This is a genomic window from Sphingobacterium sp. BS-2, from assembly GCF_046161205.1.
Classification (GTDB): domain Bacteria; phylum Bacteroidota; class Bacteroidia; order Sphingobacteriales; family Sphingobacteriaceae; genus Sphingobacterium; species Sphingobacterium mizutaii.
The window spans coordinates 16415-35644 of record NZ_JBIXGO010000020.1 but is presented as its reverse complement, the minus strand read 5'-3'; the positions used below and the strand labels follow the sequence as shown (position 1 = coordinate 35644).

Here is a 19230-nt window from a genome sequence, read left to right as displayed (position 1 = left end):
GGCTATTTAAGATAGCTCATTTTTTATGCTGTAAACCCATTTTTAGTTTCCTAATGATTTTATTTCTGCAATCAGATCATCAATGCTCTGGTTTAATTTATCAAGATCAACATTCTTCAGGTGATTGGCTTGGTATCCTTTCAGTTGTTCAAAAAATTGCAGTAGGTTATTTTTGAATTCATCATAGGCAAGATCAGTGGGAATGTATTTGGTTGAAGCTTCAATTCGTTCAACCCGTGCATTTTCGATTGGGGGATATTGAATCCAATTGCCGGTATGGTCCAACTTAGGGATATACTCTTCCTGCAACCATAATATTATTTCATCTTTGGGTTGGGATAATCTCAAAAAATAATGTCTTGAATCTGATATTTTTAAACCAAATAAATTAACAGAATAATCGTATTCTTTTAAGAAATCAGACAACATTTTGTTGTTCATCAGCACCTGAATAAGATTGAGTATCTTTTCATTTTCTTTCATCATATTATCAAAATATTATGTTTTCCATTTTCGTGAATACTTCTAAAATAAGGAATCCATCAGAGAAAGCATTAATTATTATTATTTTAACTATTGGTTAATTTTAAGCCAGTACCTTATTAGCAAACAAAAACATAAGGCTATGGCTAGACAACAGTATTTTAAAGTAATTTTCATCATCCTCTTCCCTATTTTCCTGAGTTCATGTGTTAAAAAGGACTTGCTAATTGATGATATAGAAAAGGAAAACCAATCTTCAAAATTATATGTTGGTGAAACCATTCAGTTAAAATCTGCTGATAAAAACACCAAATGGAAAAGTTCGAACAAATTTATTGGGACCATCGATGAAGATGGGCTCTTCACGGCCCATCATATAGGAAAAGTAAAAATTAATGCGACGAAGGACGGAAAAAAGTCCACGGTAGAGATCACCGTTGTTCCAAAAGTCACCGATATCCCAGAACCTGTATTAAGCTTTGGTTCCTCAAAGGAAAAGATTAAGGATTTAGAAAGAAGAGAATTATTGAATGATTCAGGTCCTGCTATGGCATTTGAACCCGATTCTCCTTATGTGGAATCCTTGTATTATGTGTTTCAGAATGGAAAATGTTCCTATGCCATTGTAAGATTTAAGAATAATCCTTCCACTGACATGGATTATATCCTTTCCTTTTTTCATGAACGATACGAAGCCATAGGGACAGAAAAGGATGACTATTATTTTACGGATCAAAAACGTAAAATTATAATAGCTGTTTCAACAAAGAATCAATTGAATGGAAGATATGCAGTGTATGAGGAAAAGAAAAAATTCTAATTGACTCATTTTCATGCAATAATTTCTTTGAAAATCTGTTATTAATAAGATACAATTTATCGTCAATTATTAAGACTGTACATTTTATTGGATTTCGCACTATTAAAAAATTAAACAAAATTCAAAAGTGAATTCATTAAAGTTAATTTTTAGATCATCTTGTTAGCGCAATGTTAACCACTGATTATTTGTAAATTTTTTAATAAACATTCTACATAATTGGCACAATATTTTCATAAGCGTATCCGTAGTTGTTTAACTTTTGATAATTTTTTGAATAATGGAGAATAGTGTTTTGCTGATATTTTCCCTTTTCCAATAATAATCAACTTAAAAAGGATTTTTCAATATGGTAAAGAACCAAAACTTTAATAGCGAAGAAATTATTAAGGAACTTAAGAAATTAGATGAAAAACATCGGGACTATCTAGAGAAAGATGGGAAATGGTTAATAGGTGGTTTTGAGTCAATTATTAGCTATGACGGCAAAATCTCAACCATTCAGGGAGAACAAGTCACTTTGAAAAAAGAAATTTATATGATGTTACCGTCTGAAATCAGAGAAGAAATCGCTCAGTTTATGGACGTAGAATAAAGCAATAAACCTTTCTACAAAATAACATCAGTAATTAAGAGGAAGAACAGGCTATTGAAATCAATAGTTTGTTCTTCCTTTTTCATTTAATATCCTTTGGATAGCTCAAGAATTGTCCTAAACCTCTTCCCTTTCCTGTATTAATCTGTATATTTAGTTGCACATCATGAAAATAGTATGGAAGAAAATAAATCATTACCAGTTTTAAGCCCAGAAGAGATTAGAGTACTAGGATCTTTGTTAGAAAAATCAAAGACGACTCCAGAATATTATCCCATGACGTTGAATGGGCTTTTAACCGCTTGTAATCAGAAAAGCTCGAGGAAACCTGTCGTACAATATGATGAAAACCAAGTTATCCAAGTTTTGGATGGGTTAAAGAAAAAAGGATTAATTTCTACTGTTGTGGGCGGTGGAAGCCGAGTAACCAAATATAAACATAACCTGGCCATACAATTTCCGCTGTTGCCTCAAGAACTGGCCATAATTTGTCTCCTTTTCTTGCGTGGTCCTTTAACCGCTGGTGAAATCAACAGCAATTCCGGTCGTTTATATGAATTTGATAATCTAGATGAAGTACAAGAGCTTCTTCAGAAATTGAGTGTTTCAGAACCTTTATATATTAAACAATTATCAAAACGTGCTGGCCAAAAGGAAGTACGATATATCCATCTATTTGCGGAATTTGATGAGGAATTTTATGAGGATGAGGCACCATCAAGCTCAAGCAATTCCAGTAATGCTGCAATAACGCAATTGGAGGAAAAGGTCTCACAACTTGAAGAACAGTTAAACACCCTTCGAGCTGAATTTGATGAATTAATGAAACAACTATCATAAAATGAAAAGATATTTTCTGTTATCCGTTGCTTGTTTATTTGCACTTCAGTCATATTCTCAATCCTTTCAAACCCTTACTTCTGGCAATAAAGCGAGTTTTAGGGGCTTGGAGACGTATAAAAATAAGGTAGTATGGGTGAGCGGAAGCAATGGGACTGTAGGAAAATCCATGGATTCGGGGAAAACTTGGGAATGGGTCTCGCCGAAGGGATATGAAAAATTTGACTTCAGGGACATTGAAGTATTCAGCACAAAGGAAGTAGTTATAGTAAGCGCTGGGGCTCCTGCAGTTATCTTATATACCAACGATGGTGGAAAAACATGGATAGAGACCTATAAAAATGAAGATCCAGCTATATTTTTAGATGGAATGGATTTCAGTGGCAAAACTGGCTATGTTTTAGGAGATCCAATAGAAGGCCAATTTCAGTTATTAAAGAGCAGCAATAAAGGAAAAAGCTGGACCGATGTAACCGAAGAAATCCATCTATTTGCTGAACCTGGTGAAGCTGCATTTGCGGCAAGTGGGTCTTCCCTACAGGTTATCAATGATTGGTTATATATCGGTACAGGCGGTACATACTCCAGTTTAATGAAAAGAAGCGAGAAAGAGCGGAAGCTTGATGTGCAAGATGTTCCGATTTGGTCTGGTGCAGCTAGTACAGGAATCTTTTCCATTGACTTCCTCAATGAACGAGTAGGTGTTGTCGTTGGTGGCAATTACACTTCGGATAAGGACAATAGCAACAACATTCTTCTAACTCATAATGGGGGTTTATCTTGGGATAAGCCAGAAATACCAGTTCATGGATATCGATCATCAGTTAAGTATATCTCTCCTGAAACCCTCATCGCTACTGGAACTTCAGGCACTGACATTTCCTATGATTCAGGTAAAACTTGGAAGAACATCTCAACTGAAAGTTTCAATGTAATTGCTGTTTCATCCAATAAAAAATTAATTTATTTGGCTGGAAGCAATGGCAATGTAGTCCAATTGAGTTTATAAAAGATATTTTTTTCAGAAGCAAAAAGCCCGTTACGAAAATAACGGGCTTTTTATATATGCAAAGAATAATCTTAGCTCACTGGCTCTAAATATTGCGCATAGCAATATCCTTCTTCACCATCTTTAGTTCTCACTAACCACCACTGATCATTAGCGCGACTGATCAAATTAATGATTTCATCTTTACCCGCTTTACCTACAATTGGTTGATCTGTTCCTGGGCCTTTACGGATATTTAAATTACTGCTTTCGGTAATAACGCGAACTTGTGATCCCGCAACGGCAGTTGAAACATCAACATTCATAACAACATCGCCAGTTAAAAAGTTAGGATCAATCTGGTTGTAAATATCCCACAGTTTATTTTTCACATCTGCGCTAGGCGCTGTACCTTGGATATGTAAAACACCGTCTTGTTCTGCAATTGCTAAATCAGTCATTCCTGAAGCCTTTGCAGTATCAATTAATACTTGATATTTCGATTGTAAACTCATATTTTTTTCTATTTAACAGTTAAACCACTCATGTCTACTTTCTTTGGATTCAAAGCATCCAATCCCATTTTCAAGGCTTGAACACGAGCTTGTTCCAATTCACCAGTTACAGTAATCACACCATCAGCTACTGCGGTTTTTACGGAAGGGAAGTCTTTGGTAAATTCGGCCACTTTTGAGGTTAAGTCTGCATCATTGGTATTGATTTCAACAGGAGGCATCGTATTCACTACGATATTGTTTTGAACAGATTTTACAGCTTTGCTGTCTGCAGCTTTAGCGGCATTTTCAATCTGAACTTTCTCATCTTCTGAATTTGCCGTTCCATTTAGAGTTACAACTCCATCTTTAACATCAACGGTTATTCCAGGATTAGCTTGAACAGCAGTTTCTACCTTTGCTTTCAAGTCGGCGTCCGATATTTTGGACTTACAAGCAATTGTTCCGGTCATCAGGGTTCCGGACACCAATGCAATAGTTAAGATTTTTTTTAAATTCATAAATCACCTTGTTTTTATTGGTAAATAATACTTAAAGCTAAACAAAAATTAATCCCAAAAAGTTTTGACAAATATTTTTTTCATTTATTGTAATTCAATCTATACAAATTCGTCAATCAAATGACTCTTAGAATAACAAATAGAAAGAAGGTCTCGCCTTCTTAAATACGTTTTGTAACAAGGATTTAAATATTAAAACATAAAAAAACGAGCTTGAAGCTCGTTAAATCTAAATTGCAAAGATATTTTAATAGATCTTTTGTATGGTTATTGTTTTATTATTGAATTGAACCGTCTCCTTTTCTTTTTTGCCAAACAATAAATTCCCAATCGGGGATTCTTTAGAAATAATCATGATGGTCTTCTCCTTAATTTTTACAGCTCCAATTGAAATAGCAATAAAATAATCGAATTGATCTGTTTGAACTATACTACCCATCCTAACCAATTCGGAAGAATTCAGATCAAGGTTATTTATTTTATCTAAATCTATTTCAGCCTGTTTCAATTGATTTTGTAAGCGGCTAATCTCCTGTTGGGCCATTTCCCTTGAAGTCTCATACTTATCACCCATACTACTTTTAGTATCATTAAGGATGGCATCTTGAGCGGAATCCATAGCAGATTGAATCTCTTGTACCCTATTTCTGCATTTCTCTAAACAATATCCTACAACTTCTTCTTTATTCCAATCCATTATTAAATGTTAAACCACCAATATACAGCAATAAATAGGAATTCAATAAGGATTTCTTAAAGGAAAGGTCTAAAAACCTCTATTTAACCGGCTTTGTTTCAGGATTCGGAAAAAATAAAAAAGCGCCAATATTATTGGCGCTTTCAATTAAAAACTTAATAACCATTTTTATAAATGGATTTTATTAGTTTTCTAAAGCTTTTTTAACGTTTTCTGCTTTTCTTTTAGCGTCTTCAGATAATTCTTTCGTTTTATCACCTACTTTTTCAGCAGTATTATCGATAGCTTCACCAGTTTTTTGGCCTGCTTCTTTAGTCGCATCTACTGCGTTGTTTACACCCTCTTCAATTTTGTCACCAGCTTTCCTAGCTGCATCTTTTGTTTTTTCCCATGCTGATTTTGCATCATCTAATGCTTTTTGAGCAGCTTCTTCTGCTTTTTTATCACCACTTTTTACTGCAGCATCTAAATCAGCTTGTGCTTTCTTTACATTTTCTTCTGCTTTTGCTAGCTCAGCATCTGCATTCGCTTTCATTTCATCAATTGATTCTCCTGTTGTTTCAATAGAGTGATCCAATTTCTCTCCGATTGAAGTATCTCCATCATTGTTTTTGTCCATTGATGAGTTATTGTTACATGCCGATAATGAAAGTGCACATGCAACTGCTGCTAAAACTGCGATTTTTTTCATGTTTCTTATTTGTTTGTGTAATAATAGTTTTTTGTAATATCAATATACTGAATGCAGCACGCAATATTTATACCAATTATTTTATTGAATAGTGCTCCTATTCATACTATTGCTGGTTATTTCTAGTTTTCAATTCTTTTTCCAATCGATCCACATGTTCTGAAAGTTGCTTCAATAACTTCAAATGGTTCACTTGGGAATCAAAGAGTTGCTTTACTTCTTCCTCCAGAAGTACATCTATTTTTTTATGCAAGCTCCTGATTTCCAGTTCAGCCTTCAAATTGACTAAGTAATCATTCTCAGCACGTTTTCTGTCCTTTTCCTCTTGTCGGTTTTGGCTCATCATAATAATGGGTGCTTGTAGAGCAGCCAAACAGGACAAAACTAAATTCATTAAAATAAAGGGATATGGATCAAAGCGGTCTTGCTTTAACATCAATGTATTATACAAGATCCAAACAATCAATATACCTGTGAAAATCAAAATAAATGACCAGCTCCCACCAAATCTGGCAACCTTATCCGAAATGAGCTGCCCTCGATTGAGGTAATCATCTGTAGGATTGATGAGGTTATCGACAATTAATTTTTCCTCTTCAAATGATTTGCGAACGATATCATGAAGTTTTTTTAGGTTTTCATCATTCTGGTTGATCATTTCCAATATATCCTTATTCTTTACTTGATCTAGTTTAGCCATGGTTTATGAAATAAGAAATTAATATATGGACTAAAACCGCGGAGAATCCAAATAGTTGTAAAACAATCAAAAAAAAGCCCCCAATACTGGAGGCTTCAAATAAACATATTTCAATTCAATATTTTTTAAGCTTTAGGATAAACTGTACCTTTTGCTGCTTCAAGGGTATTTTTTAACAGACCTATAATAGTCATTAGACCAACACCTCCTGGAACTGGAGTAATCCATGATGATTTTGGCGCTACGTGTTCAAAATCCACATCTCCATAAAGTTTAAATCCTGATTTTGTTTCAGTCGAGTTCTCCCTATTGATTCCCACATCAATAACAATTGCGCCATCTTTGACCATGTCAGCAGTAACAAAATTCTTTTTACCAATCGCTGCAACAACAATGTCCCCTTGCAAAACCTCAGCTTTTAGATCTTTTGTCCTACTATGTGTCAAGGTAACTGTACAATTTCCTGGATTAGAATTTCTTGCCAACAAGATACTCATCGGAGAACCCACTATATTGCTTCTTCCTACAATGACAGCCTTTTTACCTGCAGTATCAATTCCATAATGCTCTAACATCAACATGATGCCATAAGGGGTAGCAGGAATAAAGCAAGGCAAGTTACGTTGCATTCTTCCTAAATTGATCGGATGGAATCCATCAACATCTTTTCGGTAATCAATGGCTTCGGTTACTTTTTCAGGATCAATATGTTTAGGCAAAGGCAATTGAACGATCAATCCATCGATGCTATCATCAGCATTGATCTCATTGATCTTTTCCAATAATTCTTTTTCAGTGATGTCCGTATCATAACGAAGGTTGGTAGAATCGAATCCCACTTGCTCACAATTTCTCATTTTGCTCGCAACATAAGTTTCACTGCCACCGTCGTTTCCGACTAAAATAGCTACCAAATGAGGTTTGCGACCTAACTTAGCGGTCAGTTCTGCAGCCTCTCTCTTGATGTCTTCTTTAACTTTGGTTGATACTTCTTTACCGTCCAGTAAATTCATGATATATTTTATAGGTTGATTATCTTAATCTAATTTCAGAACCGCCATAAATGCTGATTGAGGAATCTCTACGTTTCCAACCTGACGCATACGTTTTTTACCTTTCTTCTGCTTTTCCAACAACTTACGCTTACGCGAAATATCACCACCATAACATTTAGCGGTTACATCCTTGCGCAAAGCAGAAATTGTTTCCCTAGCAATAATCTTTGCACCAATAGATGCTTGGATACGGATTTCAAACTGCTGTCTTGGTAATAGTTCTTTTAATTTCTCACAGATTTTCTTTCCAAAATCATAAGCATTACTTCTGTGGATCAAAGATGATAAGGCATCAACTGGCTCATCGTTCAGACGAATATCCAATTTTACCAAATCAGATTGTCTATAGCCAATTTGATGGTAATCAAATGATGCATATCCTTTAGAAATTGTCTTTAACTTATCGTAGAAGTCAAATACGATTTCTCCCATTGGCATTTCAAACACCAATTCTACGCGATCAGAAGTTAAATATGATTGGTTAACGATGGTTCCGCGTTTCTGAATACAAAGTGACATTACAGGACCAACGAATTCCGCCTTAGTAATGATATTGGCTTTGATATAAGGTTCTTCGATACTGTCCAATTTACTTGGATCAGGAAGGTCAGAAGGGTTATGAACGACAATCTCTTCATGGTTTTTGGACAAGTACGCCAAGTATGAAACGTTAGGAACAGTCGTAATAACTGTCATATCGAACTCACGCTCTAAACGTTCTTGAATAATTTCCATGTGTAGCATTCCTAAGAATCCACAACGGAAACCAAAGCCCAATGCAGCTGAAGATTCAGGTTCAAATACTAGCGAAGCATCATTTAATTGCAAACGGTGCATCGACTCCCTTAGCTCTTCATAATCTTCGGTATCTACCGGATAAATACCAGCAAATACCATCGGCTTAACTTCCTCAAAACCTTGGATAGCTTGAGCACAAGGGCGATCTTTCTTGGTGATGGTATCCCCTACTTTTACCTCTCTAGCTTCCTTAATCCCCGAAATAATATAACCTACATCCCCAGTTTTGATCACTTCTTTTGGAACCTGGTTTAACTTCAAAGTCCCAACCTCATCAGCTATATATTCTTTTCCAGTAGCGACAAACTTAACGCGGTCTCCTTTTCTAATTTCTCCGTTTTCAACTTTGAAATAAGCCATAATCCCTCTAAAAGAGTTGAATACAGAGTCAAAGATCAAAGCTTGCAATGGAGCTTCAGGATCACCTACAGGTGCAGGAATACGCTCAATAATAGCGGCTAGGATATCTGGGATCCCCATTCCGGTTTTTCCGGATGCTGGAATAATTTCTTCTCGTTTTCCTCCGATCAATTCAACGATTTGATCCTTCACTTCCTCTGGCATAGCTCCTGGTAAATCCATCTTGTTCAAAATTGGGATAATTTCAAGATCATGCTCAAGTGCTAGATATAGGTTAGAAATAGTTTGCGCCTGAATACCTTGGGAAGCATCAACGATCAGCAATGCGCCTTCACAAGCAGCAATCGATCTAGAAACTTCATAAGAGAAATCCACGTGACCCGGAGTGTCAATCAGATTCAACACATACGTCTGTCCATCTTTGGTATACTCCATTTGGATTGCATGGCTCTTAATCGTAATCCCTCTTTCACGTTCCAAGTCCATATTATCCAACAATTGAGCTTGTGCTTCACGTTGGGTAATGGTATTGGTATACTCTAATAATCTATCGGCCAAAGTACTTTTCCCGTGGTCGATATGTGCGATGATACAAAAATTGCGTATATGCTTCATATAGGTTATTATGCCTTCAATTTAATTCGCAAATATAATTTTTTTAAGTGAGCTTTTTAGCTATTATAATCATCTATTTCCGAATAATAGAAACATTTACGCCCTATTTTCATGAATACTGGATTTTCCTCGGATTAAAGAATTTGCTTTAGGCTATGATTTGGCAGGAAGTAAGAAAACCTCCTTTGGAAACAATAAATGGAAACAGGTGCCTTTCCCAATTTCACTTTCCACTTCGATTGTAATATGCAGACGATCGGCAATCCTTTTTACAATGGTCAAACCCAAGCCTGTCCCCTCATAACTATTGGCATTGGACATCCGTTTGAAGGAATCATAAATGGTACTTAACTCCTCTTTAGCGATTCCAATTCCATTATCTTGGATGGTATAGCGGACAAACTCATGCTTGAAACTAGAAGAAATGGAAACTACTGGGTTTTCTACCTTAGCACTGTATTTAATGGCATTGCCAATTAGGTTTTGGAACAATTGATACACGATACTTCTTTCACCATAGACAGGCAGGATATTCCCATACTGCACTTCAGTCTTCATGGCATTATACCTCAACTGACTGAAATTGACTATTTGCTTCAAAAACTCATCCACATAAACGGGTTCCATTCTGTACTGGTAATCTTTCACTTTGGAAAAATCATGAATACTTTTCAAGAGTTCAGAAATTACCTCTACAGCCTCCGTTGTATTCTTGAGCATTTTCAATTTCAGGTCATTCTTCATTTCCGGACGCTGAAGTAGCATCTGCGTAGAAAGATTGATTGCCGATAATGGATTTTTAAGGTCATGACTAACGGTATGAGCATAATTATCCAATGCCCTATTTAAGTCTCCAACTTCTTTGTTCAATTTGTCGATTTCTTGAGAAAAATTCTTGCTGCTTTGAATGATCAGATTTCTAAGCCTTTTAATAAAATAAACCTCATTTTCTTGCCAAGGTTCGCAGGTCCCAACGGTCTTCTGATGCCAAATATCAAGAACAGGATGTTCTTCCTTTTCAAAGGAATCATTCGGAAGATTCATGTTTATTCTCGATTCAGGTTTAGCCACCCATTTCCTTCTCAATTCTTTTTCCTTCCTAAACCAAAATACGGTACAATTCTCTTCCAACTCCACTTTCAATGCAGCCAGACCTACAAAGCGTTCAGCATCCAAACCTAACTCTTCACCATATTTTAATATAAATTCAGAATCAAAGAATATGGAGTCAGCAGTGATTCTGGAAAGAAGCCCTTTAATGTCCAAGACTTTGTCAAATCCAATGGAGATATTATAGGTATAGAGTCTGCCATTTATCAAAATAAGCATAGCATCTGCTTTGGCATAATAGCAAAGCTCCTTATCGAGCTCCATAAAAGCCTCCGCAAGATTATTTTTCAGGATTAACTTTTCCTTTAGCTGCAACTCAAAATTCCGGATATCATCTTGAAAGTCCTTAATTTTGTTCTTTTGCTCCTCTTCGTATCGGTAAATAGCCATTTGGATAAAATAGACCATGGCCTCACGTTTGAGCAGGTTTATTTTCTTACCTTTTTTACTTTGACAGAATACATAGCCCCATATCTTTCCATCAATTTGAAGAGATACACTTAGATTTGAATTGACTCCATCCTTAATGAGGTATTTCGCATGAAGAGGAGAAATCATCCTAATATTAGTCTGCGATAAATTGGGCTTGAAATGGTCTTTGCTAATAATTTTTATGGTCTTGCCATTCACTTGGGCAGTATAGCGATGAAAGTTAACCGTATGAATGTTTTTGGCATGCTTAAAAATATCCATATCGGGATAATAGCTCCCCAATAATTTTTCCAGATCTGAATTCTCAATACTTTCAGCTACAACATAGCCATCCCCATTCCCTACATATTGAAAAACCCTTACACGATCAAAACCTGATATTTTGGAGATATAGGAACTGACCACTTTCCATATCTTTCCTTTGCTATCACTTAATAGCTTGTCTACGATTTCAAATTTCGGAAAGAAAACATTGGAGTCTTCAAATTTCTTCTCAAACTCTAAATAGAACTTGTCATTAAATAGATAGATATTCAGGTAGAATAGTTCATCAAGAATCGCCAATTCCAATAAAACACGTTCATTTGTTTCATTGATTACTTGATCGATGGCAATCTTTATACTGACAACATATTTGGAGAAATATTCAGTTAAAATTTCCCATAAATTAACCCCTAAAACATTGATTACATCATTGTTTAGCCAATGCTCACAGTTTTCACTACCTGCTATGAGGTTATAATCTAAATCGACTATCAATAAATAACCGAACTCCTGAATCCCTTCACTGAGATTCAAATGTTCTTCCTCAAGAATAACCCGATTATCCATTTACGTTAATTCATAGTTAGAAACTTCTTACTATCCTGGTTTGGCCAGATGTTTTTCAAACAGCAGTTAAAATTAGAAAAAAGAAATCAAGTTTAAATATATCCAAACTATATTTTTATCAATATTGAGTATCGATAAATCACTAAAATTTCAAAGAATCATACTATTCTCTTATTTTCAATAAGTTACCTGTTAAAAATATTGAATAAGAATTTAATAAAAACAACAGAAACTCTGGAAGCCATATCCCTTAAACCATTCTGAAAAATCGATTTGAATAATGAATTATTAAACTCTATATAGATGAATTTACAACATGTAAATCTCTGGACATTCCCTTTTGAGCAATAAAAAAGGAGCTGCCAGATGACAACTCCTTTTTATGCTTTTAAAGTTTGGACTTATTCTGCCAAACTTGGCACTTGTACCAATTCACTTGTATCTTTATCGTAATCGATATTATCGAAATTAAAACCAAACAATTGGAAGAAATCATCACGGTAACCTTTGATATCCGAAATCTCTTCTAAATTTTCAGTATTTGCTTGTTCCCAAAGTTTTGCAACCTCCTCCTGAACATCAGCTCTCATTTCAAGATCATCCACGCGGATTCTTCCTTTTTCATCCAAAGGAGTCTCTACATTGTTGTATAATCTTTCGGCAAACAATCTTTGCATCTGCTCGATGGTTCCTTCATGGATTCCTTTTTCTTTCATCACTTTATATAACAATGAAATATACAATGGAACCACAGGAATTGCAGAGCTTGATTGAGTAACCAAAGCCTTGTTTACAGAAACGTATGAAATACCATGTAAATCTTTTAAAATCTCGTTGATGGTTGGAACAGTTCCTTCCAAATCATCTTTCGCACGGCCGATTGTACCATTTCTATAGATAGGGTAAGTCAATTCAGGGCCGATATATGAATAAGCAACAGTTTTTACGCCTTCTGCCAAAACACCTGCAGCCTTTAGGTCTTCAATCCAGAATTTCCAATCTTCACCGCCCATTACAGCTACGGTATTGTTGATGTCATCCTCTGAATCTACTGGTTGTATGCTGATATCTGAAACTACACCAGAGTGAAAATCTACAGTTTTATTAGTGAAAGGTTGATCAATTGGCTTTAATACTGAAGCATGTTGAACACCTGTTTTTGGATGCGTACGACGCGGAGATGCTAAAGAATATACAACCAAGTCAACTTGACCTAGATCTTTTTTGATTAAGTCAATGGTTTGAGCCTTGATCTCATCCGAGAAAGCATCACCATTGATACTTTTTGCATATAAACCGGCAGCATGCGCTTCTTTTTCAAAAGCAGCACTGTTGTACCAACCTGCAGTACCTAATTTTCCTTCAGAGGCTGGTTTTTCAAAAAACACCCCGATAGTTGCTGCTCCTGAACCGAATGCAGCACTAATGCGTGAAGCAATCCCAAATCCGGTAGATGCACCGATTACCAATACCTTCTTAGGCCCGTTTTTAATCTCGCCTTTAGATTTTACGTAATCGATTTGGTTTTTGATATTCTCTGCCGCTCCTTCTGGATGCGCTGTCAAGCAGATAAAACCTCTAGTTCTTGGTTGAATAATCATATTGCTAAATTCTCAATTTGAATAATTTTTACAAAAGTAGTTAATTTTTCAAGTAAACCGCCTCTAAATATCCCCCTTTAATCCTTTTCAAATCCTTGCGACCTAGTGCTCAGAAGGTTAATGGCGATTGCTACTATTTTTTTATGAAGTCTTGATAGAGTAAGTTAATAACTTCTTTCGACATTACAATATCTTCATTTCGGTCTATCGTCGGAATGCAGCCATTTGTAATCACCACAAAGCCAAACTTTTTCTTAGGCTCAAAAAACATATTGCTATATAAGCCATAAGCCGATCCTGTATGTCCGATCATGTGTTCCCCAGGAATTAATCGGTCTGTTTCCAGCAAAGCTAATCCATAATTCTCTTTAGCTGATAATCCAGTCTGCATCTTTTTTGAACTAGCTTTTGAAATTAACTTCACTTTTCCAAGTTTCCCATGATTCATGTGCATCTGCATATACTTTGCCAGGTCCTTGGCCGAGATCTTCATCCCGCCGGTTGGCGAAAATACAGGCGTACTCACACCCATCTTATAATTCTTGATTTCCTCGGACCTTGGATTATATGCTGCTATTTGCTCTACATATACTCCATTTTCCTTGTCATATAGTTTTGCAAATCTTTTCTGGTCCAATGAATCCACACAAAAGCCAGCCTCCAATTTTAATGGGCTCAAGATCTGCTGTTTTATATAATTGTCAAACCGAACATCCGTCAGTCTTTCTAAAACAGCTCCGATCATATTGAAATTTAAATTACAGTATTCGTAATCAGTTCCTGGTTCATAGTTGTTGTAAGATTTTGCCCAATCCTTGTTTTTAGTGGTATCCAGCACATCGAATGTAAAATAACCATTGCTATCATTCAAACTTGAACGATGAGATAGCATCATTTCTAAGGTTATCTTGGTATCTGGAAATTTAGGGTTTCTAACTTTAAACCCTACTAAATCGCTGATATCATCATCCAACGAAACCTTGCCCTTTTCTACCAATTGCATGATGGCTGTAGAACTGAATGATTTGGAAATGGATGCAATCCTGAAAAGATCATTTGTAGTTAGAGGGGCTTTAGTTTCAAGGTCTTTATATCCAAATGCCTTTTCATAAACTGGCTTTCCGTTTTTTACAACCACAATAGCCAAACCAACTGCCTCATATTTATCGGTTATTTTCTTCAGGTCCGATTCAAATGAAGCACTTTGTGCCATTGCCCCCGTACTCAATGAGACTGCTGTAAACAGACAAAACAAACTCTTAAATCTTTTTAGATTTATTTTCATAGTAGATTATATTATTGTTAGTAGATATTTTAAGCCGAATGCGACCAACATTCCAAGACCAAAACTCAATAAGGTACCGATCAGTACATACTCCGTAAACTTTGTGTCTTTGGCATTCGTCAGGTCCCCAAACCTGAATATTGATTTTGCAGCCAAAAGGAAGCCTATACCTTCATTTAAACCGAGTATCACAAAACCCAATATCATCGCGCGCTCTAAGATCCCGATGATGGTCCCAGCATCAAATAAGGTCTCTTTTCGTTTGCTATTGAATTCAACTTCCTTGTTCCATTTGCTAAAAAATACACGGATAATGATGGGTATGACAAATACGATCAGCAAAAGGGCAATCGTAAATAGCAATACATGATTCCAGTCTATGTTCGCTAATATATCATGGAAACCTGTCCTATTATTGAAATAATATACAGCAAATATGCTCGTTATATGCAGAGCTTGATCCACTAAGAATATCCGGACAGGATTAGATGGCCATTTTTGTTCCCAACCTATTTTGAGGCTGTCGATTGCTAAATGCGCTGCAACCAGAAAAAGGATACTTTGCCACTTGTTGCCCAGATCATTGATAAAAAACAAGATCAATAGCCCCGCATGTACCGCAACATGATAAAACAAATATTGTATATGTGTCTTCCGTTTTTCAACCCATGATTTAGGCTGAAAAACAAAATCCCCTAAAATGTGGGATATCAACATTTTAAGCAAATCAATTAACATAGGCCTTCAACTCTTTTGTGCAATATTCTATAACTTGGTTGATCTTTGAATAGTTCGCTTTACTAAGCTCTGTGCTTACCTGACTCTGATGTTTTCTTCCTATGATCTTCGTCAGCTCCGTCTGGTTAGCATTTGGATAATCCATTGCTGCCTGCACGGTTTCCGCCATATTCGGAGTCCATTGGTCAGTTAAACGAGTGCACAAGGTCAAAATTAAATTCATGCGTTCATCCAAATCCTTCCATTGGGACTTAAATTCCAAACTCTCCTTACTCAAGCCATCCAATGATTGACCAGAAAGGACAAATGCTTCACCACTAGATTTCTTAATGTCCTCATCAATGAAATCTACCTGCCCCACTCCTATGCCTATTCGGATATCCATTCCTTCCAATTGCCTCATTTCTGACTTCAAGTAAAAGATAGCTTGAAAACAGGCCTCAATTGGGACTTCCGCCTGAAAACTGTCCCCACGGAAAATATCATAGGTCAGTGCATGCTTCTTGATGCCTCGCTCTAACCTTGGCAACCATTCTTTCGCATCATGCGACCTAGAATGTACAACATCTCCTGTTAATATGACATGGTAACTCATCCTTTTCTTTTTATTAATCATCCAATATAATGATATTTCTTATTATCATCAAAATAAATGATAAACAAACTTATCACTAAAAACGATGATAATTAAATTTATCATTAAAATAAATGATATTTTCGATTATCAGCAATCTTGATAATAACTAAATGAGTACTACACAAAACCTAGAATAAACAATTATTTATTAAATTGTGTTCTACAAAATAAAGCTTATGGGAAACTATGCAAAAAGGCTAACAGCAAAAAGCAATTTCAAACTAAATGAACATCCTACCGATATAAAAGATGAGATAAGCAAGGATGAAGCAAAACTTGAATTAAAGGAATTAAGAAAGAAAATTGCTGCAATACAGGACAAAATGTATGCAGATGATAGATATTCCGTATTGATCTGTTTACAAGGGATGGACACTTCGGGAAAGGACTCACTGATTAGGGAAGTCTTCAAAGAGATGAATGTACGCGGAGTGGTCGTTGAAAGTTTCAAGACTCCAACAGAGATCGAGCTACAACATGATTATTTATGGAGACATGAAATAAGGTTGCCAGAAAAAGGAAAATTCACAGTTTTCAATCGAACCCATTATGAAAATGTATTGGTGACCAGGGTACATCCTGAATATCTAATGAACGAAAGGATTCCCCATATTACTGACCCAAACAACTTACCCAATGATTTTTGGGAAATGCGCTTCAAACAGATCAATAACTTTGAGGAACGATTGACACAAAATGGAATGATTGTCTTCAAATTCTTTTTGAATGTCAGCAAGGAGGAACAACGTGACAGGCTTTTGAGCCGATTAGAAGAGGAAGAAAAGAATTGGAAGTTCTCTCCTGGAGACCTGAAAGAAAGAGCACTATGGAGCAAATACATGGAATGCTATGAAGATGCCATCAAGAACACCAGCAAAAAACATGCACCCTGGTATGTGATTCCTTCAGATTCCAAGCCAATCAGTAGATTCTTGGTCGCCAAGATTATTTACGAGGTATTATCGGAATACAAGGACATCAAGTATCCTGAAATGTCAGAAGAGATCGAAGAACACAAGAAGAAATATAAAGAACAGTTGGAAGCGGAATAGCTTCCAACTGATTATCTTAAAACACGACATTCGAAAGGCCACCATCCAATGGAATAGAGGCTCCCGTCAAGAAACTGGCATAAGAAGAAGCTAAGAATGCCGCTAAATACCCATATTCCTCCGGTTTACCCAATCGCTTGATGGGCATGCTTTCAATCCTTCGCTTTTCAATCGTCTCTAAGGAAACGCCTTCATTTTTTGCCTGATTGTTCATCAGATCATAGAGCCTATCCGTAGCAAAGTAGCCTGTCAATATCGAATTGACCGTAATGCCATCGGCAGCAACAGCTTTTGAAAGCGATTTACTCCAGCTTACTAAAGCAACGCGCATGGTGTTTGAAAGCACTAAACTATCTTGGGGCTCTTTAACCGTTAAGGAAGAAACATTGATAATGCGTCCAAAACCTGAGCCACGCATACCCTTCAAAGCTAATTCTGAAGTGTACACTGCATTTTTGAACAATAGGTCGAAGGCCTGCTGATAATCAGCGATATTTTTATGGGATACATCTCCAGCTGCAGGTCCATTGGTATTATTCACCAAGATATCGACCTGATTCGCATCAAAATAGGCCGTTAAATTAGCTTGATGCTGCTCAAAATCCATAAAATCTGTTTTCAGAAAGCCATGTTGCTGCCCATTTCCGACAGACAGTTCTTTCAACACATCTTTTAATTTATCTTCATTTCTGGCCATCAAAGTGACTTCGGCTCCACAAGCTGCCAATTCCTTAGCAATTGCTTTCCCGATCCCTGAAGTGGCGCCTCCAACCAAGGCCTTTTTACCTGTTAAATCAATATGCATATCAAAATTTTGAAAGCCTAAATATAGCCATTCAATAAGAAAAACCGACTATTCCAATAGGTTTTAATCGCCCTCATATTTTGGATAGCCCTCTTCATCCAGATCATCACGATCATCCTCAGCATCTTTAGAAAGCTCTTCATCTTCTTTGGAAACCCGGACGATGCTCTCTCCTTCTATGTGCATATTGTTATCTTCCAAATCTTCCTCTTCCAACTCTTCCAATGGCGCATATTCATCGCCAACATAAGGATTTGAAGAATCGTAGGTGGAGTCATCATCTGCCGCTCCTTCGCTGATAGTATCATAGTCAGAGGGATGCTCCCAATCTGGATCTTTATCATTGACATCTAATTCGTATGAAGCATCTTCCTTATTATAGGCCAAGTCATTTGGATCCTTAGGCCCTTGGTCATCATCATTAGCTTTATTTTGCTTTTTGTTCTCTTCTGAATTCATAATAATTAAATATTTAAAACCTATTCTTAAAACCATCCAAATAACCCAATTGTTTGCATAAACATCATAAGATTAACTTGTTTGGAGCGTTGTATAAAAAAAGATAATTAGCTATATTTACTTTTAACAATTTATAAACTCTATTATGCAAACTAAAACTGAGTACCTTATTTGGGACAAAATCGTCTCAAGTGCGAAAAGTCGTTTTGATGCTGAATTATATGCCAATAAATTCAGAAATATGAATCCAGAATTGTTTGACAAATTGATCCTACATATCATTGTTGGATTTGCTTCTGGAGAAGATCATGATAGTATTTCAACCAACCTACACAACGAATTGGAACATTTAGGGATTGATGTCCGTGAGGGTGTCATCGACACCATAGTATCGGATAAACATGTCACATTCTCATGTGAAATCTATGCCGCCTACCTGACCTTTTCCATGCTCGAAGACGGGGCCTTAGAAGTTGAAGTACTGGGTTATGTTACCGACCTACTGGAAAACCCTCATATTTATTAGAATAGCAATTTTCATTTCAGGTAGCTGAAATCGGATAAACCCGCTTATCATCATCGCAAGCTGTATCAATTTTCCTGTTTTTTATGTAACTTCGCAG

At 36.3% G+C, this 19230-nt stretch carries 21 protein-coding genes; 6 read left to right on the top strand and 15 right to left on the bottom strand.

All coding sequences use genetic code 11. The features are described 5' to 3' along the window. Positions 1 to 42 precede the first annotated feature (42 nt). A complete protein-coding gene (locus tag ACK2WI_RS15170; protein ID WP_312696264.1) occupies positions 43 to 486 on the bottom strand; it encodes a hypothetical protein in 444 nt (147 codons plus the stop codon). 139 nt (positions 487 to 625) lie between these two features. Between ACK2WI_RS15170 and ACK2WI_RS15165 the strand changes: the two genes are divergently transcribed. The 4 genes from ACK2WI_RS15165 (at position 626) to ACK2WI_RS15150 (ending at position 3747) form a co-directional block, all read left to right on the top strand. Then, entirely contained in the window at positions 626 to 1303 is a 678-nt protein-coding gene (locus ACK2WI_RS15165) for an Ig-like domain-containing protein (protein ID WP_312696265.1), read from the top strand. Between the two features lie 349 nt (positions 1304 to 1652). Then, the gene (locus ACK2WI_RS15160) at positions 1653 to 1898 is read left to right on the top strand and encodes a hypothetical protein (RefSeq protein ID WP_093096312.1); all 246 of its coding nucleotides are present in this window, start codon (positions 1653 to 1655) and stop codon (positions 1896 to 1898) included. Positions 1899 to 2075: 177 nt separating this feature from the next. Beyond that, complete coding sequence (locus ACK2WI_RS15155; protein ID WP_312696266.1) at positions 2076 to 2738, top strand: YceH family protein; 663 nt, start codon at positions 2076 to 2078, stop codon at positions 2736 to 2738. A 1-nt stretch (position 2739) separates the two neighbouring features. After that, the gene (locus tag ACK2WI_RS15150) at positions 2740 to 3747 is read left to right on the top strand and encodes a YCF48-related protein (RefSeq protein ID WP_312696267.1); all 1008 of its coding nucleotides are present in this window, start codon (positions 2740 to 2742) and stop codon (positions 3745 to 3747) included. Between the two features lie 71 nt (positions 3748 to 3818). Here the strand turns inward: ACK2WI_RS15150 and ACK2WI_RS15145 are convergent, their stop codons facing one another. The 12 genes from ACK2WI_RS15145 to ACK2WI_RS15090 form a co-directional block, all read right to left on the bottom strand. After that, a complete protein-coding gene (locus ACK2WI_RS15145) occupies positions 3819 to 4241 on the bottom strand; it encodes an SH3 domain-containing protein (protein ID WP_409151516.1) in 423 nt (140 codons plus the stop codon). 8 nt (positions 4242 to 4249) lie between these two features. Beyond that, positions 4250 to 4741, bottom strand: coding sequence for a BON domain-containing protein (locus tag ACK2WI_RS15140; RefSeq protein WP_093096304.1), 492 nt, complete (start codon positions 4739 to 4741; stop codon positions 4250 to 4252). Between the two features lie 247 nt (positions 4742 to 4988). Beyond that, positions 4989 to 5438, bottom strand: a complete 450-nt coding sequence (locus ACK2WI_RS15135; protein WP_312696268.1) for a hypothetical protein — start codon at positions 5436 to 5438, stop codon at positions 4989 to 4991. Between the two features lie 184 nt (positions 5439 to 5622). After that, positions 5623 to 6129: a hypothetical protein gene (locus ACK2WI_RS15130; protein WP_312696269.1), complete on the bottom strand. Its 507-nt coding sequence runs from the start codon at positions 6127 to 6129 to the stop codon at positions 5623 to 5625. A gap of 106 nt (positions 6130 to 6235) precedes the next feature. Beyond that, complete coding sequence (locus ACK2WI_RS15125; protein ID WP_312696270.1) at positions 6236 to 6829, bottom strand: DUF1003 domain-containing protein; 594 nt, start codon at positions 6827 to 6829, stop codon at positions 6236 to 6238. Positions 6830 to 6954: 125 nt separating this feature from the next. Then, positions 6955 to 7842: a bifunctional 5,10-methylenetetrahydrofolate dehydrogenase/5,10-methenyltetrahydrofolate cyclohydrolase gene (locus tag ACK2WI_RS15120; protein ID WP_093096296.1), complete on the bottom strand. Its 888-nt coding sequence runs from the start codon at positions 7840 to 7842 to the stop codon at positions 6955 to 6957. Positions 7843 to 7866: 24 nt separating this feature from the next. Further along, positions 7867 to 9657: a translation elongation factor 4 gene (gene lepA, locus ACK2WI_RS15115; RefSeq protein ID WP_093096295.1), complete on the bottom strand. Its 1791-nt coding sequence runs from the start codon at positions 9655 to 9657 to the stop codon at positions 7867 to 7869. A gap of 153 nt (positions 9658 to 9810) precedes the next feature. Beyond that, positions 9811 to 12030, bottom strand: a complete 2220-nt coding sequence (locus ACK2WI_RS15110) for an ATP-binding protein (RefSeq protein WP_312696271.1) — start codon at positions 12028 to 12030, stop codon at positions 9811 to 9813. A 401-nt stretch (positions 12031 to 12431) separates the two neighbouring features. After that, the gene (gene fabV / locus ACK2WI_RS15105; RefSeq protein ID WP_312696272.1) at positions 12432 to 13631 is read right to left on the bottom strand and encodes an enoyl-ACP reductase FabV; all 1200 of its coding nucleotides are present in this window, start codon (positions 13629 to 13631) and stop codon (positions 12432 to 12434) included. Positions 13632 to 13764: 133 nt separating this feature from the next. Then, positions 13765 to 14916, bottom strand: a complete 1152-nt coding sequence (locus tag ACK2WI_RS15100) for a serine hydrolase domain-containing protein (RefSeq protein WP_312696273.1) — start codon at positions 14914 to 14916, stop codon at positions 13765 to 13767. A gap of 6 nt (positions 14917 to 14922) precedes the next feature. Further along, positions 14923 to 15633 carry a DUF3307 domain-containing protein gene (locus tag ACK2WI_RS15095; RefSeq protein WP_312696274.1) on the bottom strand — a complete coding sequence of 237 codons (711 nt, stop codon included), beginning with the start codon at positions 15631 to 15633 and terminating at the stop codon, positions 14923 to 14925. A gap of 10 nt (positions 15634 to 15643) precedes the next feature. Beyond that, positions 15644 to 16270, bottom strand: coding sequence for a hypothetical protein (locus ACK2WI_RS15090; protein WP_312696275.1), 627 nt, complete (start codon positions 16268 to 16270; stop codon positions 15644 to 15646). Between the two features lie 197 nt (positions 16271 to 16467). On the opposite strand from ACK2WI_RS15090, the gene ACK2WI_RS15085 reads away from it, so the two are divergent. Continuing rightward, entirely contained in the window at positions 16468 to 17343 is an 876-nt protein-coding gene (locus ACK2WI_RS15085) for a PPK2 family polyphosphate kinase (RefSeq protein ID WP_093096284.1), read from the top strand. A gap of 16 nt (positions 17344 to 17359) precedes the next feature. Here ACK2WI_RS15085 and ACK2WI_RS15080 read toward each other — a convergent pair whose 3' ends face one another. Next, a complete protein-coding gene (locus tag ACK2WI_RS15080) occupies positions 17360 to 18148 on the bottom strand; it encodes an SDR family oxidoreductase (protein ID WP_312696276.1) in 789 nt (262 codons plus the stop codon). Positions 18149 to 18211: 63 nt separating this feature from the next. Then, positions 18212 to 18607, bottom strand: a complete 396-nt coding sequence (locus ACK2WI_RS15075; protein ID WP_312696277.1) for a hypothetical protein — start codon at positions 18605 to 18607, stop codon at positions 18212 to 18214. A gap of 145 nt (positions 18608 to 18752) precedes the next feature. On the opposite strand from ACK2WI_RS15075, the gene ACK2WI_RS15070 reads away from it, so the two are divergent. Continuing rightward, a complete protein-coding gene (locus tag ACK2WI_RS15070) occupies positions 18753 to 19133 on the top strand; it encodes a hypothetical protein (RefSeq protein ID WP_093096278.1) in 381 nt (126 codons plus the stop codon). The last annotated feature ends 97 nt before the right edge of the window (positions 19134 to 19230 follow it).

What these genes read in the sequence shown, in the direction of transcription:
- ACK2WI_RS15170 (WP_312696264.1), bottom strand. Translation starts at nt 486, where the DNA reads ATGATGAAAGAAAATGAAAAGATACTCAATCTTATTCAGGTGCTGATG.
- ACK2WI_RS15165 (WP_312696265.1), top strand. Translation starts at nt 626, where the DNA reads ATGGCTAGACAACAGTATTTTAAAGTAATTTTCATCATCCTCTTCCCT.
- ACK2WI_RS15160 (WP_093096312.1), top strand. Translation starts at nt 1,653, where the DNA reads ATGGTAAAGAACCAAAACTTTAATAGCGAAGAAATTATTAAGGAACTT.
- ACK2WI_RS15155 (WP_312696266.1), top strand. Translation starts at nt 2,076, where the DNA reads ATGGAAGAAAATAAATCATTACCAGTTTTAAGCCCAGAAGAGATTAGA.
- ACK2WI_RS15150 (WP_312696267.1), top strand. Translation starts at nt 2,740, where the DNA reads ATGAAAAGATATTTTCTGTTATCCGTTGCTTGTTTATTTGCACTTCAG.
- ACK2WI_RS15145 (WP_409151516.1), bottom strand. Translation starts at nt 4,241, where the DNA reads ATGAGTTTACAATCGAAATATCAAGTATTAATTGATACTGCAAAGGCT.
- ACK2WI_RS15140 (WP_093096304.1), bottom strand. Translation starts at nt 4,741, where the DNA reads ATGAATTTAAAAAAAATCTTAACTATTGCATTGGTGTCCGGAACCCTG.
- ACK2WI_RS15135 (WP_312696268.1), bottom strand. Translation starts at nt 5,438, where the DNA reads ATGGATTGGAATAAAGAAGAAGTTGTAGGATATTGTTTAGAGAAATGC.
- ACK2WI_RS15130 (WP_312696269.1), bottom strand. Translation starts at nt 6,129, where the DNA reads ATGAAAAAAATCGCAGTTTTAGCAGCAGTTGCATGTGCACTTTCATTA.
- ACK2WI_RS15125 (WP_312696270.1), bottom strand. Translation starts at nt 6,829, where the DNA reads ATGGCTAAACTAGATCAAGTAAAGAATAAGGATATATTGGAAATGATC.
- ACK2WI_RS15120 (WP_093096296.1), bottom strand. Translation starts at nt 7,842, where the DNA reads ATGAATTTACTGGACGGTAAAGAAGTATCAACCAAAGTTAAAGAAGAC.
- lepA (WP_093096295.1), bottom strand. Translation starts at nt 9,657, where the DNA reads ATGAAGCATATACGCAATTTTTGTATCATCGCACATATCGACCACGGG.
- ACK2WI_RS15110 (WP_312696271.1), bottom strand. Translation starts at nt 12,030, where the DNA reads ATGGATAATCGGGTTATTCTTGAGGAAGAACATTTGAATCTCAGTGAA.
- fabV (WP_312696272.1), bottom strand. Translation starts at nt 13,631, where the DNA reads ATGATTATTCAACCAAGAACTAGAGGTTTTATCTGCTTGACAGCGCAT.
- ACK2WI_RS15100 (WP_312696273.1), bottom strand. Translation starts at nt 14,916, where the DNA reads ATGAAAATAAATCTAAAAAGATTTAAGAGTTTGTTTTGTCTGTTTACA.
- ACK2WI_RS15095 (WP_312696274.1), bottom strand. Translation starts at nt 15,633, where the DNA reads ATGTTGATATCCCACATTTTAGGGGATTTTGTTTTTCAGCCTAAATCA.
- ACK2WI_RS15090 (WP_312696275.1), bottom strand. Translation starts at nt 16,270, where the DNA reads ATGATTAATAAAAAGAAAAGGATGAGTTACCATGTCATATTAACAGGA.
- ACK2WI_RS15085 (WP_093096284.1), top strand. Translation starts at nt 16,468, where the DNA reads ATGGGAAACTATGCAAAAAGGCTAACAGCAAAAAGCAATTTCAAACTA.
- ACK2WI_RS15080 (WP_312696276.1), bottom strand. Translation starts at nt 18,148, where the DNA reads ATGCATATTGATTTAACAGGTAAAAAGGCCTTGGTTGGAGGCGCCACT.
- ACK2WI_RS15075 (WP_312696277.1), bottom strand. Translation starts at nt 18,607, where the DNA reads ATGAATTCAGAAGAGAACAAAAAGCAAAATAAAGCTAATGATGATGAC.
- ACK2WI_RS15070 (WP_093096278.1), top strand. Translation starts at nt 18,753, where the DNA reads ATGCAAACTAAAACTGAGTACCTTATTTGGGACAAAATCGTCTCAAGT.